General features: G+C 63.3%; 15 protein-coding genes, 1 tRNA gene and 1 pseudogene. 2 read left to right on the top strand and 15 right to left on the bottom strand.

Going from position 1 to position 14,802, the window contains the following annotated elements; genetic code table 11:
• Positions 1–133 precede the first annotated feature (133 nt).
• Entirely contained in the window at positions 134–1,180 is a 1,047-nt protein-coding gene (locus tag B4394_RS10440) for a hypothetical protein (protein ID WP_139360103.1), read from the bottom strand.
• Between the two features lie 72 nt (positions 1,181–1,252).
• Positions 1,253–1,423, bottom strand: coding sequence for a hypothetical protein (locus tag B4394_RS25365; RefSeq protein ID WP_176138297.1), 171 nt, complete (start codon positions 1,421–1,423; stop codon positions 1,253–1,255).
• A 433-nt stretch (positions 1,424–1,856) separates the two neighbouring features.
• Here B4394_RS25365 and B4394_RS25150 point away from each other — a divergent pair, with 433 nt between their 5' ends.
• Positions 1,857–2,318, top strand: a complete 462-nt coding sequence (locus B4394_RS25150) for an Rv1352/Rv1906c domain-containing protein (protein WP_139360102.1) — start codon at positions 1,857–1,859, stop codon at positions 2,316–2,318.
• Positions 2,319–2,386: 68 nt separating this feature from the next.
• Here the strand turns inward: B4394_RS25150 and B4394_RS25725 are convergent, their stop codons facing one another.
• The 13 genes from B4394_RS25725 to B4394_RS10380 all read right to left on the bottom strand — a co-directional run bounded on the left by B4394_RS25725 (position 2,387) and on the right by B4394_RS10380 (position 14,141).
• The gene (locus tag B4394_RS25725) at positions 2,387–2,905 is read right to left on the bottom strand and encodes a hypothetical protein (protein ID WP_286142026.1); all 519 of its coding nucleotides are present in this window, start codon (positions 2,903–2,905) and stop codon (positions 2,387–2,389) included.
• A gap of 10 nt (positions 2,906–2,915) precedes the next feature.
• A complete protein-coding gene (locus B4394_RS25720) occupies positions 2,916–3,050 on the bottom strand; it encodes a hypothetical protein (RefSeq protein WP_286142025.1) in 135 nt (44 codons plus the stop codon).
• Between the two features lie 275 nt (positions 3,051–3,325).
• Complete coding sequence (locus B4394_RS25715) at positions 3,326–3,880, bottom strand: hypothetical protein (protein ID WP_286142024.1); 555 nt, start codon at positions 3,878–3,880, stop codon at positions 3,326–3,328.
• Between the two features lie 11 nt (positions 3,881–3,891).
• Entirely contained in the window at positions 3,892–4,314 is a 423-nt protein-coding gene (locus B4394_RS10425) for a hypothetical protein (protein WP_286142023.1), read from the bottom strand.
• Positions 4,315–4,375: 61 nt separating this feature from the next.
• Positions 4,376–4,924, bottom strand: a complete 549-nt coding sequence (locus tag B4394_RS10420) for a hypothetical protein (RefSeq protein WP_078314971.1) — start codon at positions 4,922–4,924, stop codon at positions 4,376–4,378.
• On the bottom strand, positions 4,921–7,068 hold the full coding sequence (locus B4394_RS10415; protein ID WP_078314970.1) for a TNT domain-containing protein: 2,148 nt from the start codon (positions 7,066–7,068) through the stop codon (positions 4,921–4,923). Before B4394_RS10415 ends, B4394_RS10420 begins: the two co-directional genes overlap by 4 nt.
• Positions 7,069–7,077: 9 nt before the next feature.
• Positions 7,078–7,398, bottom strand: coding sequence for a hypothetical protein (locus B4394_RS10410; RefSeq protein ID WP_078314969.1), 321 nt, complete (start codon positions 7,396–7,398; stop codon positions 7,078–7,080).
• A 242-nt stretch (positions 7,399–7,640) separates the two neighbouring features.
• A tRNA-Ala gene (locus B4394_RS10405) sits at positions 7,641–7,713 on the bottom strand.
• Between the two features lie 55 nt (positions 7,714–7,768).
• Positions 7,769–9,043, bottom strand: a complete 1,275-nt coding sequence (locus tag B4394_RS10400) for an MFS transporter (protein ID WP_078308802.1) — start codon at positions 9,041–9,043, stop codon at positions 7,769–7,771.
• Positions 9,040–10,671, bottom strand: coding sequence for a phosphoglucomutase (alpha-D-glucose-1,6-bisphosphate-dependent) (gene pgm, locus B4394_RS10395; protein ID WP_078315037.1), 1,632 nt, complete (start codon positions 10,669–10,671; stop codon positions 9,040–9,042). The genes B4394_RS10400 and pgm overlap by 4 nt, the downstream gene beginning before the upstream one ends.
• 49 nt (positions 10,672–10,720) lie before the next feature.
• Positions 10,721–11,044, bottom strand: a complete 324-nt coding sequence (locus B4394_RS10390; protein WP_078296386.1) for a YbjQ family protein — start codon at positions 11,042–11,044, stop codon at positions 10,721–10,723.
• 26 nt (positions 11,045–11,070) lie between these two features.
• A complete protein-coding gene (locus B4394_RS10385; protein ID WP_078314968.1) occupies positions 11,071–12,576 on the bottom strand; it encodes a carboxylesterase/lipase family protein in 1,506 nt (501 codons plus the stop codon).
• Between the two features lie 44 nt (positions 12,577–12,620).
• The gene (locus tag B4394_RS10380; RefSeq protein ID WP_078314967.1) at positions 12,621–14,141 is read right to left on the bottom strand and encodes a carboxylesterase/lipase family protein; all 1,521 of its coding nucleotides are present in this window, start codon (positions 14,139–14,141) and stop codon (positions 12,621–12,623) included.
• Positions 14,142–14,401: 260 nt separating this feature from the next.
• On the opposite strand from B4394_RS10380, the pseudogene B4394_RS10375 reads away from it, so the two are divergent.
• A pseudogene (locus B4394_RS10375) lies at positions 14,402–14,802 on the top strand (DUF4185 domain-containing protein); the annotation flags it as partial.

The following is a 14,802-nucleotide window of genomic DNA, read 5'->3' as shown; positions in this document are numbered from 1 at the left end:
CAGCTAACACATCACCGTGCAGAGCCGAACCAGCCTGGTCACCGACCTCACCTGGCGCACTTTACGCAATGCGCGCGCACTTTTGGGCTCCTACGAGGCGAATGGACACTGAGTGTCCGCTGCTGCTGCGCGCCTAGCAGCGCAGGGGCCGGAGCATCAGTTGGTCGAGTTCGGTGCCGAGGTCTGCGATGTCGATATCGTTTTCGAAGAGCACCGCCACCTGACCGATTTCTAGATCCGGTGAGGTACAGAGGGCGGTGTCGCCCCCGTTGGTGGTCAGCCACAGCATGTCGGTGGAGGCGATGACATCGGGACGGTCCCAGTCAGGGATGCCGGTGGGCCAGCCCGCCCAGGCCGCGAAAGTGGACATGTACGAGGGTTGGGCCAAGCCAAACGATTCCCCATCGAGGACGGTAAACCCGGGATGCACATCACGGAGAAACTCACGCGCTGGCATCGGCAAGGTCTGCCACAACGGCGGCGGCGACCCGATGAAGGTTCGTGGATCCCAGCCAACCCAAATCACTACGTCACCGTCGGCGGCCTCAACGAAGTAGAGCAGCGCCGGGCCTTCCTCGCGCCAATAGCACACTTGCACATCGCGGAGGCGGCTCTGGAGTGCGTCGGCAAACTGCGGGAGCATCTCCAGAAAGCCCGGATTCCACCGTGCCAACGCCAGCTGTACACGCTGCTCCGGATCAGCCGATGCCGCCACCTCAGCGAACGGTCCAGCCATATCGGCAACCGGTGAATCCACGACCGCGACAGGACCTCGCCCGCCGCCACACAGTTCTTCGAGTTTGGCTAAGCCCGAAGCCGGTGGCGGCGCCCCAAACTTCAGTTCGTCAAGCAACCGATCGTCGCCAGCGGCAGCTGCCGCGATGACATGACGCAACTTGACGCGCACCCTGTCCTCTAACTGCACCTGCTCGGTCTGGTACTCGCCACTGACCCCCCGCAGCGTTGCGGCGCTGCGGCCCCGCTGCATCCAATACACAGGCCGAGAGACCCACTGAAGATTCATCGGTGTGAACGCCACCTGCGGGGTCTGCTCCATCGTGAGATCGGCGAACCCGGGCATCATCACAATCTCAGCCAACGGAATGATCCTCGCAGCCACCACAGCCGCCTCGAACTTGCCTCGACCAATCGTCGCGGGAATCACAGGCTCATCATGCATCGAGACATTCTCCAGTCCGGTGGCATATCGGGGTGCGCGCTCGATCACGTGTAGCTGAATGCTGCAGAGCCGCTAGCGGTCTTCGACGGGGCCTTGCAGGCGTTTGAGTTCATGCTGCAGTGTCGCTTCCAGCGCGGTGGGCCCAGGATCAGGTGCGCCGCGGCTGGCGAGCACCTCCCGCACCGTTCTCAACAGAGATAGCTCGGACTCGATGTCATCAGCGCCGCGGTGGACCGTCTGCACGCACCCCTCGTACGCGCAGCAGCCGTCGCACTCGTGCGCCGCGAACCTCTCCCAACCCCGGGCAACCCACAACGCGAATTGATCTCGGTCAGGATGGGACTGTCCGTGCACACAAATACGGTCCAGAACACCGTTTGACCGCCACCGTTGCGGCCAGTCGAGCATGTGATGGCCGCTGGGGTTATGGATAACGCAAACCATGCCGACGCAATCATCGGGCGGATGCCCAGCAGCAAACCCATTCACGCAGCCATGATGAACGCACTCACCTAGACTCAGCAAGTGCGGACACATGCATAACCAAAATATGCCACTACACCTGTCGTGGCCCAGCCGCAGACCTGCGACACAGTCGACAACAACGCTTGTCCCGTTAGCTGTAGGAGTTGTACGCTGCCGTCACGGTTGGGGGCAACCACCATGTAAGGGAAACATGAGCGACAACCGTGCCGCCAAATCGCCGTTTACCGGCTGGATCATCGTTGCCGGCGGCATCTTCCTAATACTCGCGGTCGCCAACTCCACAAGCTGGGGCGCAGAGGAAGAACGCCCCCGGCCTACAGATGCGGTAACCGAATCAGCGAACCCTGCAGGGGCAGAAGCAAGCTCACTGCACTGCCAGCAGCAACAGCTGGAGCCCCAGTGCGACGGCACCTTCCGTGTAGCCGGTGACAATTCCCCCACCGGCATCCCCCCTGGCTGGATCCACACCGAAGGTCCACACCCCGGGAGTCACCAGCACTGCTTATGGATACGACTGTCCGGTCAGGAAATGACGATGGAAAACACCCTCGCCACCGGCAAGGTGACAGAAGGCCCCGCCACGGTGCAGATCAAGCCGAGCGACTACGCCTTCGCAACCTACGGCTGCCAATCCTGGCAGAAAGTCGGATAGTCGATAATCGAGGTCTGTTCCTCGAAACTGAGGCACCCCAATAGGTCGCAGTGGTCCACCTCGCATAGTCACCTTCCCTGTTGAGTGGCGCAAAAGAGTCGCTGCAGCAATGGACCATGTTCAATGACAAACCCGACAAAAGAGATTCCGAGACCGACCAACGCCAAACGGATATCACTCAACTTGATCAAGTTATCGTCGTTGACCAGTTTGGCCAGCGCAGCGTCGATCGCACTGTCTACCTGACTGACCGCGTCATCGATTCGCTTTACAGTTTTCTCGGCTTTCTTAACCCGGCTACGCAAGCGTTCCGACTCTTCCTCGAGCCGTTTGAGTCGCCTTTCCAGACTGTCTGGCTCAACCGTTATCTCCGGCGAGTGCCCCACAACAGTTATGACCGCCCCCTTCGGGGTGATCACGTTGTCGCCATCGCCCTTCTTGGAGCGCCTAAGCAGGCCGCCGAGAAATTCACCAATACCCTTGCGCCACTGAATCGACCGATCCGATATCCGATTCCAAGCCACCATGAGCCCCACCGCTGCAAACAGGGCGCCAAACACCTGTATCAGGAAACCTGCTAGCTCCATGAACGTCCCCTTACCCGTCCAGTCGGTTGACAGTCTGCGCGTCGATGGCCAGTGCCTGTGGCGTTTCGATAATGGTGTTCAACTGCCACCTGACCCACAACGTCATCATCAGTACCGACGGAGAGACCGAGACCCGGGTTGCCATTTGGGCTCTGAGTACAAAAAATCCCAGGTCATTGACCTGGGATTATTGTGGAGCTAAGGGGACTCGAACCCCTGACCCCACAATCGCAAAAATGTGGACTAGCAGAGACAGTCGCAGGCAATCAAGGGCAATCGAAAAATGGCCATTTACCTGCGGATACTCTCGATTTTAGACAGTCAATGACAGTCGAACGCAGTTGCGAACAGCTGCCACGTCGTGCGAATTAGTGATGACTTAGTGATGACCATCCTGGCGGATGCCGGGGGCGCTACAGCTCACCTGCGATGGCTTGCTGAACGGCTGTCGCGGCTTCGCTGTGTGCTCGCCCACGGGCCATGTAGAAGCGCTGAGTCATGGACGGATCGGCGCGCCCTAGGACATCTGCAGCAATGCGTGCGGACGGATCCGGCGCCATCGAGAATGGTGGCCACGGCCTTTCGGAAGCTGTGTGCCGTGATGTTGTCTGGCAGTCCGAGCGCCGACCGCACGCGGCGCCACTGTGCCGCGATGTTGTTCGGGTCGCGAGGCGTCCAGTTCTCTGAGGGGAACACCAGATCTTCGCAGTTGTCCGGGGCCGGGCGTGGATCGAGTAGCCGGCGTTCGGCTAGGCGACGCTTCCGAATCTTGAACGCGTCAATGGCGAACTGCGGCAACGTAATATTATTATCCGAGCCCTTGGCGTCATCCTCGATGGAGGCGAGCACTAGCCCCTCCCCCTTCACGCGGATCAGCTTCCGCGATGGGCGCAACACGCCTGCCTTGAGGTCCAGCTCCGGCCAAACCGTCGCGAGCGACTGACCGCGACGATGGCTGGTGGCGATCAGCATCACAATCCAGTCAACTATATCGGCATCCGCGCAGAGCTCGTAAACCGTTGGCGACGTTTAACTTTCGATACCGTTCTCACGCTCTGCCTTGGCCAGAATGCGCGGGCACGGTAGGTCGGAGGTCCGTAGTCGTTTCCGGTGACAAGGGCGCGGTATGCCGCCGCGATGGCAGCACCCGCTGGGAGCCACTGGTTGTAGTTGCCGATGAACGGGATATCCTTCGCTACGTCCGCCACCTCATGCAGGACATCTTCTGCTGCAACAAGACTGAGTACCATCGCTGGCTCGAAGAGCAGTTGCATGCCGACATCCCCGCCGACAGTGCCCTTCCTGATTGCGCGCTCCGCGATCTGGCGCCCCCGCTTACTCAGAAGCGGTGAGGACTGGTCATACAGGGCAGACAGACGCGGCTTGATGGCACCGTTGAGGTCGGCCATCTGCTCCGTGGAGAACCGCGTGATATCTACCGGCCCTTGGTTGTTACGCGTATCGTCCGACTCATTTGTCGACCGACTCGGGGATGCCCTCCAGGAGTACCGCATCCAACTCGTCGTAGGTTAGGGGCAACAGTCGATTCTCCGGTTTGATCCCGCCGGAGTACATCTCAAAATAGATTTCGGGACGAGCCTTCAGTCTGTACCGTGCAATTCCTTCGGATACTTCGATCTTCTCTACGCGAGAATCAAGCCCCGCAGCTCGCCATACTTGGCTGATAGAAGGCAGGTTGAGCGCCACCCGCACGCCGACCGCTGATTTCCAGATGATGAACTTCCCGGCTTCTTCAATTGTTGAGAAGTATCCCGCCACACCCTCATGCGGTTCGTTTCGACGTTCGGTGCTCGCGCTCAGGACGTTGTAACCCGCTCCCTTGGGTTCGAGAATGTAGGCAGTCCAGCCGTCGTACGGGTATCCGTCACGGAAGATCAGTCGATTCTCTTCCCGCACGGGCTCGTTCGGGGCAGGTTGATCGGCGGCCGAGTAGATGTGCCGCCATTTCTCGTGATGACGGATTAGTTCCGCGGCTCCGGGGTCATGCGGAAACGTCATCGGTTCCCCTTAGCTGGTCCCAACAATCCCTCGTCCAGAAGATCTTTAACGGGCACTTCGTTGCCGGTCGTTTTGTCGATGACAACCCATTGATTCGCGCCCCCTGGCTGCCCGAATGCTGGAGCCGCCGGTCCATGACGTACCTCCCAGTTTAGGTCTTCTGGAATACGTTGCCCAGTACCTACATACTGATTGTATTGGCTGGCCACGCCTGGGGGCATGCTGCGCGTAGAGAGCGGTGCACCATCATCAGCCAAGAATGCGCCCTTCTCCCACCCCAGACGGTCAAGCGCGTAGTCCTTCGGAATGTGGTCGGTGACGGTTGGGCTCCCGGCGAATCCACTATTAGGCGCCTGGTTATCCCAATCCCATCTCAGGCCGCCGTCAGATCTGGGCACAGTGAACTCCTGTTGAAACTGGTCGACAGTACGTCCGGCTAGCTGCTCGTAACCATCCGTGATATGCGAGGGGACACCGCCTTGATGGAGACGCGCTAAGTCGTCAGCAGGATTCTGGACGTGCTCAAAAGCGCTCGACGGCGTTAATCCGAAGTCGTGGCCCGCCACCGGGGCATCGCTCGGGCCAAGGTGCCCCGCGCTAGGTGCCGGGCCGCTTGATGAGCCGTGACCCGTTGAGGCCCCTTGGTCGCTGATGGCGGGGTGCTCGACCTGTGGAGTCGAGTGGTGGCCTGGCGCAGCATCTTCGAGCCCGTGTGTGAGTGCGCGCGCTTCCGGTCCTGCGGCGGCGCCGAGGTCGCCGAGTAGTCCGCGAGTTCCGGCTGCCACTTCGCCGCCAACTACGCCGCCGGCGAGGGCTTCGGTGCCGTGGATGATGTTCTTGCCGATGAACTCCGAGGGGCTGTTGATGAAGTCCTTGGCTTGTTCAATACCCATTTTGGGTGCGGCCAGGGGGTCGGTCGTGAGTTCGTGGGCCTGTCTGGCGGCGCCCATGCCGAGTTCTTTCCAGGCTTCGGCGACACCAGGTGCGCCTGGACCGGCTTGCCCGGTAAGGATTTTGCCCTGCTCTATCTGGCCATCGACGGTTCTGGTGGCCGCGTCGCTGATTCCGTTGGTGAATTTGTTGAACTGTTCCCCGAAATCCCTACTGACATGTTCCGAGGGCGTGGCCGAGGGTGCGTTGGGGTCGGCGAACTTGACCGCATACCGATCCTGTCCACCGGCCTTGAGGGCCTCTTGGACCTTGGCTTCGACCTGCGCAGGCGGCAAGCCCTTGGACTGGTACATGCCACGCAAACCGTCGATAGCGGCTTTCCCGGCAGGGCTATTGGGGTCAACGGCCTGGCCCGGAGTCTTCTCCACATGTGATTGCCGTGCCGCCATCGTGGGGTCGATCCTGAGCAGATTGTCGGTCAACGACCCCACCCTCGGAGCGCTGGCCGCCGGATCAGTCGCAGCCGCAGGCGTTTTCGGGTACAGCTTCTTGTAGTCGACCGACTCAGTCCCGCCAGCACCGGCCGGATCAGTACCGGCCGGGGTGGTCTTCTTGGGGTAGAGCTCCTTGTAGTTGATCGCGGTGGCGGTGACCGTGGTTGGGCCCTGGCCGGGTGCGGCGGTGTCGCGCAGGATCTTGCGCCCGTCGGCGAAAGCTGTCTTGGGGTTGATGCAACCGGTGATCTTCTGGGCCGCAGTATCGGCCTGACCCTTGAGGGTTTGACATCCCTTCTCCCACTTGGCGACGTACTCCTTGATCTGTCGCTCAGCATCGGCGACGTGATCGCGGTTCCTCTGCGCCGTCTCTTCGCTCATGCCCTCCGGTGGGGTGTAACTCATGGTGAAGCTCTGATCGATCGAGACGCCCTGATCCTTGGCACGCAAAGCGTTTTCGATCATCGTCTTACCGTTGTTCAGCGGCGGTAGTACCTCATGGGTGATGGTGGCCGAGGCCAACGTCACGATGTCCTCAGCGGCGTCATCGGCGTTATCGGAGCCGTGACAATCAATAGCCGCCCGCTCATAGGCCGCGTTCGCGGTGCGCCCCGTCCACTCCGTGCCAGCAGGGCTGCCAGCCCAACGCTTGTAGTCGTCGAACGCTTCCTTGAACTGCGTGGTCTGCGGACGCCAGGTATCCACCACAGCCATATAGGCATTGGGGTTGACCGCCATGAACTCATCGAGCGTCGTCACGATGAGCTTCTAGGTCTGGATAGGCGGCTGATAGATGCTCGGCAGGCTACGCAAACCTGTCTCCAGCCCACCAGCAGTGACCGCGATGACGTGCCGGGCCTCGTCACTGAAGTCAGCGACCGTGTCCAACCGGGCAGCCCCGACCCGCTTCACATCCGCAATAGCCTTCGACACCCCATGCAGCGCCGCCAACCCCGGATCAGCACCAGAAGGCGCCGAACCACCGGCCGCAATGCTGTCCCTGAGCTGACCGGCAAGGGTCCGCAGATGCGGACCGAGCTTGCCCAACGCCGCAAGATCAACCTTGAGCACGTTCTCATCGCCCGCCATCCGCACCCCCGTTCGGCAAACACCCCCGTGATTCACAGCACACTACAACAGCTGTAGTGCTACCGCATCGACATGGCCGTGAACCAAGGTAGCTGCTGCTTCGCGACGCAATCCGGCTGGCCGTGCTTGGCGCCAGGCCATGTATCCACCACGTCAAGCGAATTAGTGTCCATTTAATGTCCACTTCGGGTGTTCCTGACCCCGGATACAAAAAATCCCAGGTCATTGACCTGGGATTATTGTGGAGCTAAGGGGACTCGAACCCCTGACCCCCACACTGCCAGTGTGGTGCGCTACCAGCTGCGCCATAGCCCCATGTTTAGTTGTGTGCTCGGACGAAGTTACACCACGGCGACGGGCTCTCAAAATCTCAGCGCTCCGGCCCACCAACATCCTCTGCTACTTCCTGCATACTCCTAACCTGCGGTGACGCAAGTCTCCCCAGCGTCTCGGGTGCAAAGATCCACGCCACCGCCGCGATCAGCGGCATCGCGCCACCCACCACGAACGCCCACCCATAGGACGCGTGCTCGACGATCACCCCAGCGACCACGGGCCCGATCACCAGCCCGATATCGGAGGTCATCTGGAAGGTGGCCAGCGCTGTCCCTGCCCTGCCCCTGCTGCCCACCACATCGGCCACGGCGGCCTGCTGCGGGGAGGCATACAGCCCCGCACCAATCCCCCCGATGAGCGAGAGCACGATGAGCAGCGGCAGCGACGACACAAAGCCCATCGCGACCACGGTCGACCCGCACACCACGAGCCCCGCGACCACCAGCGGCTTACGCCCGATGTCATCGGACCACGAGCCTGCCAGGAAGGCCGTGGACACGTCCCCCGCCGCGAATGCCGCGAACACCAGTCCGGCAGCGCCCGGTCGCTGATGCAGCGCCTCGATCACAAACAGTGGCAACAGCGCACCACGGATCCCAAAGATCGCCCAGCCCGCACTGAAATTCGACATCAGGGCAGCCAAGAACGTCCGATGGTGCAATGCGGACTTCAACGTCACCGGAGTGCCGTGATGTTCGTCGGCGACCTCCAAAAGGGTGGAACGCCGCAGCCCAAAGTAGACCAGCACGACGACAACCACCAGCGCCGCCGCATAGATGATGAAAGGCGCCGAAAGACTCAGCCCCACAACGGCACTGCCCAAGGCCGGCCCGGCCACCATGCCGAGCAGAAAACTCGACCCATACAACCCCTGGGCACGTCCGCGAATCTCTTCGGGCGCGATGCGCACCAGCAGCGCGGCTGCCGACACGGTGAACATCGTGGAGCCCACACCACCGAGCGACCGGAACACCAAGAGCTGCCAATAGCTATGCACGAAGGCGCAGATGCCGGTCGATACCGCGACGATCAGCAGTCCACTCATGTAGATCCAGCGCTCCCCCAGCCGCTGCACCAGTGCTCCGGCGGCGGGTGCGAACACCAACCGGAATGCGGCGAACGAGCTCACCACCGCGGTCGCCGCGGTCACGCTCACTCCGAAGCTACGGGCATACTGCGGCAGCGCGGGCGCCACCACACCGAACCCGAGCGCGATCACCAGGCTCGCGACAACCAGAACCCATATCTCCCACGGCAGGCGCGGTTTTACCGCTGCGACATCTGCGTTGTAGTCGGGACAGCCACTCAACCGATGACCGCCGAGACAACCTCCCGTGCGGCATCTTGTACCTGGCTCAAGTGCTCGGCACCCTTGAATGATTCTGCATAGATCTTGTATACATCCTCGGTGCCCGATGGCCGCGCCGCGAACCAGGCGTTTTCGGTGACAACCTTGAGCCCGCCGATCGGTGCCCCATTGCCGGGCGCGTTGGTCAGCTTGGCGACGATGGGCTCACCGGCCAGCTCGGTGGCGCTCACCTGCTCGGGCGAGAGCTTGCCCAGTATCGACTTCTGTTCGCGACTCGCGGGCGCATCCACGCGGGCATACGTTGGGGCGCCGTACTTCTCGGTCAGCACGGCGTACCGCTGCGATGGTGTGGCTCCGGTGACCGCCAGGATCTCCGAGGCGAGCAGTGCGGCGATGATGCCGTCCTTGTCGGTGGTCCACACCGACCCGTCGCGGCGCAAGAAGGAGGCCCCGGCACTCTCCTCACCGCCGAAACCTATTGTCCCGCCTATCAACCCGTCCACAAACCACTTGAATCCGACCGGCACTTCGAGCAACGTACGGTCCAATCCCGCCACCACCCGATCGATGATCGACGAGCTCACCAGAGTCTTGCCCACCGCGGTCTCGGCGGCCCAGCCATCACGGTGACTGAACAGGTAGTCGATGGCCACCGCCAGGTAGTGGTTGGGGTTCATCAGGCCCGCATCGGGAGTCACGATGCCGTGGCGATCCGAATCCGCGTCGTTCCCCGTCGCGATCTGGTACTTGTCCCGCGAGGCCACCAGCGAGGCCATCGCGTCCGGCGAAGAGCAGTCCATCCGGATCTTGCCGTCGTGGTCCAGGGTCATGAACCTCCAGGTGGCGTCCACCAGCGGGTTCACCACGGTCAGCTCCAGCGACCAGCGGTCGGCGATCGCGGCCCAGTAGTCGACGCTGGCCCCGCCCAGTGGGTCCGCACCTATCCGGATTCCGGCGTTCTTGATGACGTCGAGGTCGACGACATTGATCAGATCGTCCACATAGGTCTGCTGAAAGTCGTACCGCTGCGCCGATTTCAGCGCCTGCGCTAACGAAACCCGCTTCACCGAGCGCCATCCCGAGCGCAGAATCTCGTTGGCGCGGGCAGCAATCGCGCCCGTGGCATCGGTGTCGGCAGGCCCGCCATGCGGCGGGTTGTACTTGAATCCGCCGTCCCGGGGAGGGTTATGCGATGGGGTGACGACGATCCCGTCGGCCAACCCGGTCGTCTTACCGTGGTTGTGCCGCAGGATGGCATGACTCACCGCCGGGGTCGGCGTGTATCGGTCTCGCGAATCCACAGCCACCACAACACCGTTGGCGTCCAGCACCTCTAGCGCGCTCGTCCACGCAGGCTCGGAGAGCGCATGGGTATCGCGGCCGATGAATAGCGGCCCGGTGATGCCCTGCGAGGCCCGGTACTCGACGATCGCCGCGGTGGTGGCGACGATATGCGCCTCGTTGAAGGCGCCGTCAAGGCTGGACCCGCGGTGCCCCGAGGTCCCGAAGGCGACCTGCTGTGCGACGTTCGCCGGGTCGGGCTCTATCGCGTAGTACGCGGTCACCACATGGGCGATGTCGATGAGGTCTTCCGGCTGGGCCGGCTGTCCGGCGCGCGCATTGCTCACCCGCACGATTCTGCCCGGAGCAGGTGAACCGTGTCTTACCGAACGGCCGCTATTGGAGGGGCTGAATGCCGACGGCGGTCCCGTACGCACACACCTCGACACCCGTGTTGGCGTACTCGGTGGTCTCGAATCGGAACGCGACCACGGCGTTGGCGCCGCGTGACTCTGCCTCGGCGGCCAGCCGCGACAGCGCCTCACGACGGCTCTCGTGCAGCAGCGCAGTGATGCCTTTGAGCTCCCCCCCGGCGATGGATTTGAAGGAGGCGGCAAGGTTCGAACCGATGTGCCGCGACCGCACCGTCAGGCCGAAGACCTCGCCAAATACCGCGGCGATCTTGTATCCGGGGATGTCATTGCTCGTCACGATGATCATGAGCTCAACGTACCGCCGTACGCGCGCTAGGCGATGGAGGCGACGTCCTGCCAGAGCGGGCGCCGATCACCATCGGGGTCGCTCTCCACCCGTGAGGGGCTGTCGATGATCAGCACCTGGCGGTCCGGCACCGTATAGGTCGGCCAGCCCTCACCGGGCGCCCCGGTACGCGCGAAGGTGAGCCAATGCCTTTGCATCTCGTCACTGACGGCGCGTGCCTGGGCGCGATCACCGCGTCCCGCCAGAAACGGCGCCGCCACGGTTCGATAGGTACCGAAGACGGCGAGCAACTCGATGGCGTGGGTGGGTCCCAGCCCGTAACGACGCAGCGCGCGCGTGGCGTAGTCGTACCGATAGAAGTAGACCGGCGCATGGCTGCCGTGCGCTTCGGCGACGCGCCAGGCCGCCGACCCGAACGCCAGGTCACCGGCGAGCTGCAGGAGCGCCTTCTCCGACGGGTAGCCGTCGTAACCGCTGACGATCCGCTGCACATACTCGGGACCGCCCTTGGACAGGGAATGCTCGAGCGCCTTCGAGGTGATCGGCAGAATCTTGAGCATCTTGGTGAAGAGGGTGGCCTCCTCGGCGTTGTACCCGATGATGAGCGGAACACGATGTGCCTCACCGCGTTCCATCGCCTCGTTCGGGTCCCACGGCAGCACATCGCCGTCGACGCTCGGCCCGAACCGCAGTGATAGTCCGGGAACATGCTTGGCCGTTCCCATCAACCTGAACAGCGCCTTGACCAGCTCACGCGGCTTGGCGCTCAACACGGTTTCGGCGGCATTGGAGTCGCTCGCACCCAGGTACGCCGCGAACTGGCGCGCATTGACGGCGGCGTCCTCGGGACGGACCACGAGACCGGTGGCAGTGCTCTGACAGATGGCACGGTGGAAAAGACCCGCCGCCGAGGGCACCGCAAGCAGGGTGTTCACCGCGTGTGACCCGGCGCTCTCCCCGAAGATCGTCACATTGTTCGGGTCTCCCCCGAACGCCCCGATGTTGTCGTGCACCCACCGCAGCGCCAGCACTAAGTCACGCAGGTACAGATTGCTGTCAATGGCGTGCTTCTCATCGGACAGCGACGAAAGATCCAGCGCGCCTAGAGCGCCCAGCCGATAGTTGACCGAGACGTACACGCATCCCTGCCGTGCCAGGCTCGCCCCGTCGTAGAGCGGGGTGGCCGAGCTCCCCAGGAAGTACCCGCCGCCATGGATGAAGAACATGACGGGCAGCGGCCCGCTGATCGGCCCCTCCGGAGCTACCACGTTGAGGGTCAGGCAATCCTCGCTGAGCTTCTGGGGCTTGCCCGGCAGGATGATGGCGTAGCGATGCTGCTGAATGGAGGCGGCACCCCACGTGCGGCACTTGCGCACCCCGGTCCACGGCTCGGCCGGGCGCGGCGCACGCAGGCGCAGCGGACCCACCGGCGGCTCCGCATAGGGAATCCCGCGGAAGCGGTGCACGCCGCCCCGGGTGAATCCTTCGACAGTGCCGTTGACGGTGTTGATGCGGATGGGCTTCTTTGCCATCGGCACATCCTAGGTAACCAACCGGTTGGCCCACAATGCCTGGTTCAGAGAGTGAGACTGAAGCCTTCCCACGCCGCGCGCCTGGTGACCTCCGGGTCCAGCTCCACCCGGGTGGCATGGTCGAACACCATCACCGCGCGATCCGGAGGTTCGTAGGTGGGCCAGCCGTCGCCGGGAATCCCACTGCGTGCGAACGCAAGCCAGCGTCGCTGCACATCGTTGCTAACCCGTACGGCATCACGGCGACCGATGGCCCCGGCCATCACAGTGCCCATCGCCCCGCGGTAACTATCGAACACCGCGAGCAGTTCTGTGGCATGCGTGGCGCCCATACCGGCCATCCGTAGCGCCCCGGGGGCGTAGTCGTACCGGTAGAAGTACACCGGCGCGTACCGATGGTGGGCTTCGGCCATTTGCCAGGCCGCCGTGGAGAAGTTCATGTCGCCGGCGAGCTTGACGCGCGCGGAACGTGCCGGGTACCCCGGGTACGCCGCCACGATGCGATCACGATGGACGGGCCCGCCGCGCATCAGCATTCCCTCCAGTGCGGGCTCGGACAGCGGCATCATCTTGAGGACCCGGGTGAACAGTTTCGCTTCATCGGCATTGTGGCCAACGATCAGCGGAACACGATGCGCCTCACCGTGTTCCATTGCCTCGATGGGGTGCCGGGGCAGGTAATGGCCGTCGATGCACGGACCGATTGCGAACGATCCGCCGGGCATGTTCGCCACGATATCGGCGATGAGGGTGTTGAGCGCCGCCCCGAGTTCGGCGGGCGTTGTCTGCAACACGGTCTGCGCGGCCGTTTCCGGTGTGGCACCGAGGATGTGTGCGAACTTCTGCGCATACAGCGCGGCCGACTCGGCGGGCACTGCCATGCCGCTGGCGGTGCTCTGGCAGATCGCACGGTGAAACAGGCCCCCGGCGGCGGGGGTCGCCATCAGGGTCTCCACGCAGTGCGCGCCCGCGCTTTCCCCGAAGATCGTCACGTTGTCCGGATCGCCGCCGAATGCGGTGATGTTGTCGCGCACCCACTGCAGTGCCAGCACGACGTCACGCAGGAACAAGTTGCCATCGATGGTGTGGGCGGTGTTCGACAACGAGGACAGGTCGAGGGCACCCAGCGCGCCCACCCGATAGTTCACCGACACGTAGACACACCCGCGCCGGGTCAGCGAGCCGCCGTCGTACAGCGGGGTCGCCGAGCTGCCCAGCAGATAGCCGCCGCCGTAGATGAAGAACATGACCGGCAGCGGCTCATTGGACGGACGGTCCGGGGTGACGACGTTGACCGTCAAGCAGTCCTCGCTGGCCCGCTGGACGCGTCCGGGTCCCAGCACCCGGTAGCGGCGCTGCTGCGGGGCCGCCGCGCCGAATTCCGTGCAGTCGCGCACGCCATCCCACGGCAGAGCCGGTTGCGGTGCGCGCAGGCGCAGCAATCCGATCGGGGGGCGGGCGTAGGGAATGGACCGGAAGCGCCGCACACCTCCCCGCACGAGGCCTTCAACGACTCCGTTGGGAGTGCGCACGCGGACAGTGGGCGTCTTCGACCCTGAAGCCATGGCAGTCAAGATAGCTGTCCGCGACCTCAATCGCGCTGCCAGCGGGGGAAATCCAGGTAATTCGTGAGCAGCGGCACCCCCGGCATCAGATAACTGATCGCGGTCTTCAGAAATCGGCGGGCGTCGACTCGATGGATTTCGGACCGGTCACGGGAACATACCTATCGATGCACCAATAGCAACATTGGCCCCACCTGCCACTATCGTCACGAGAGTCGAGTACTGACGTCGAAACGGCGTCCTGCCCCGGAAGGTCTGACATGTCGAGGCGTCGCCGAATCTCCGTGGTCTTGTTGACCTCGGCCGTTATCGGATCAAGCGTCGCGATCGATGTCGCGCCCTTGGCCGTCGCCGACCCGTGCACCGGCCCCGCCGCGGGGCTCCAGCCGCCGACCCCGGTCCCCGACGACGGCATACCCGGCCAGGCTCCCCCCATCGGACGCCGACCCGCTGGCGCCAATGACAAGGCACCCCTGCCAGAACTGGGCAAGCTGCCCCTGGCCATCCTCAAGCAGGTGCTGCCCCAACAGAGCGCCAAGAAGAAGCCGGGGTGGGCCCAAGAGCTGGCGCGCCCCGCCCTGCCCAATCCGCCCGAGCCCTCACCGAACAATCTTCAAGACCAGCAGGCCGCTGCCGTCGCACCGGCCCCGGCCCCGGCGCC

Origin of the sequence: Mycobacterium sp. D16Q16, from assembly GCF_002013745.1 — a bacterium.
Lineage (GTDB): Bacteria > Actinomycetota > Actinomycetes > Mycobacteriales > Mycobacteriaceae > Mycobacterium.
The sequence above is the reverse complement of the archived record's forward strand: the minus strand, read 5'-3'. Positions and strand labels throughout refer to the sequence as shown.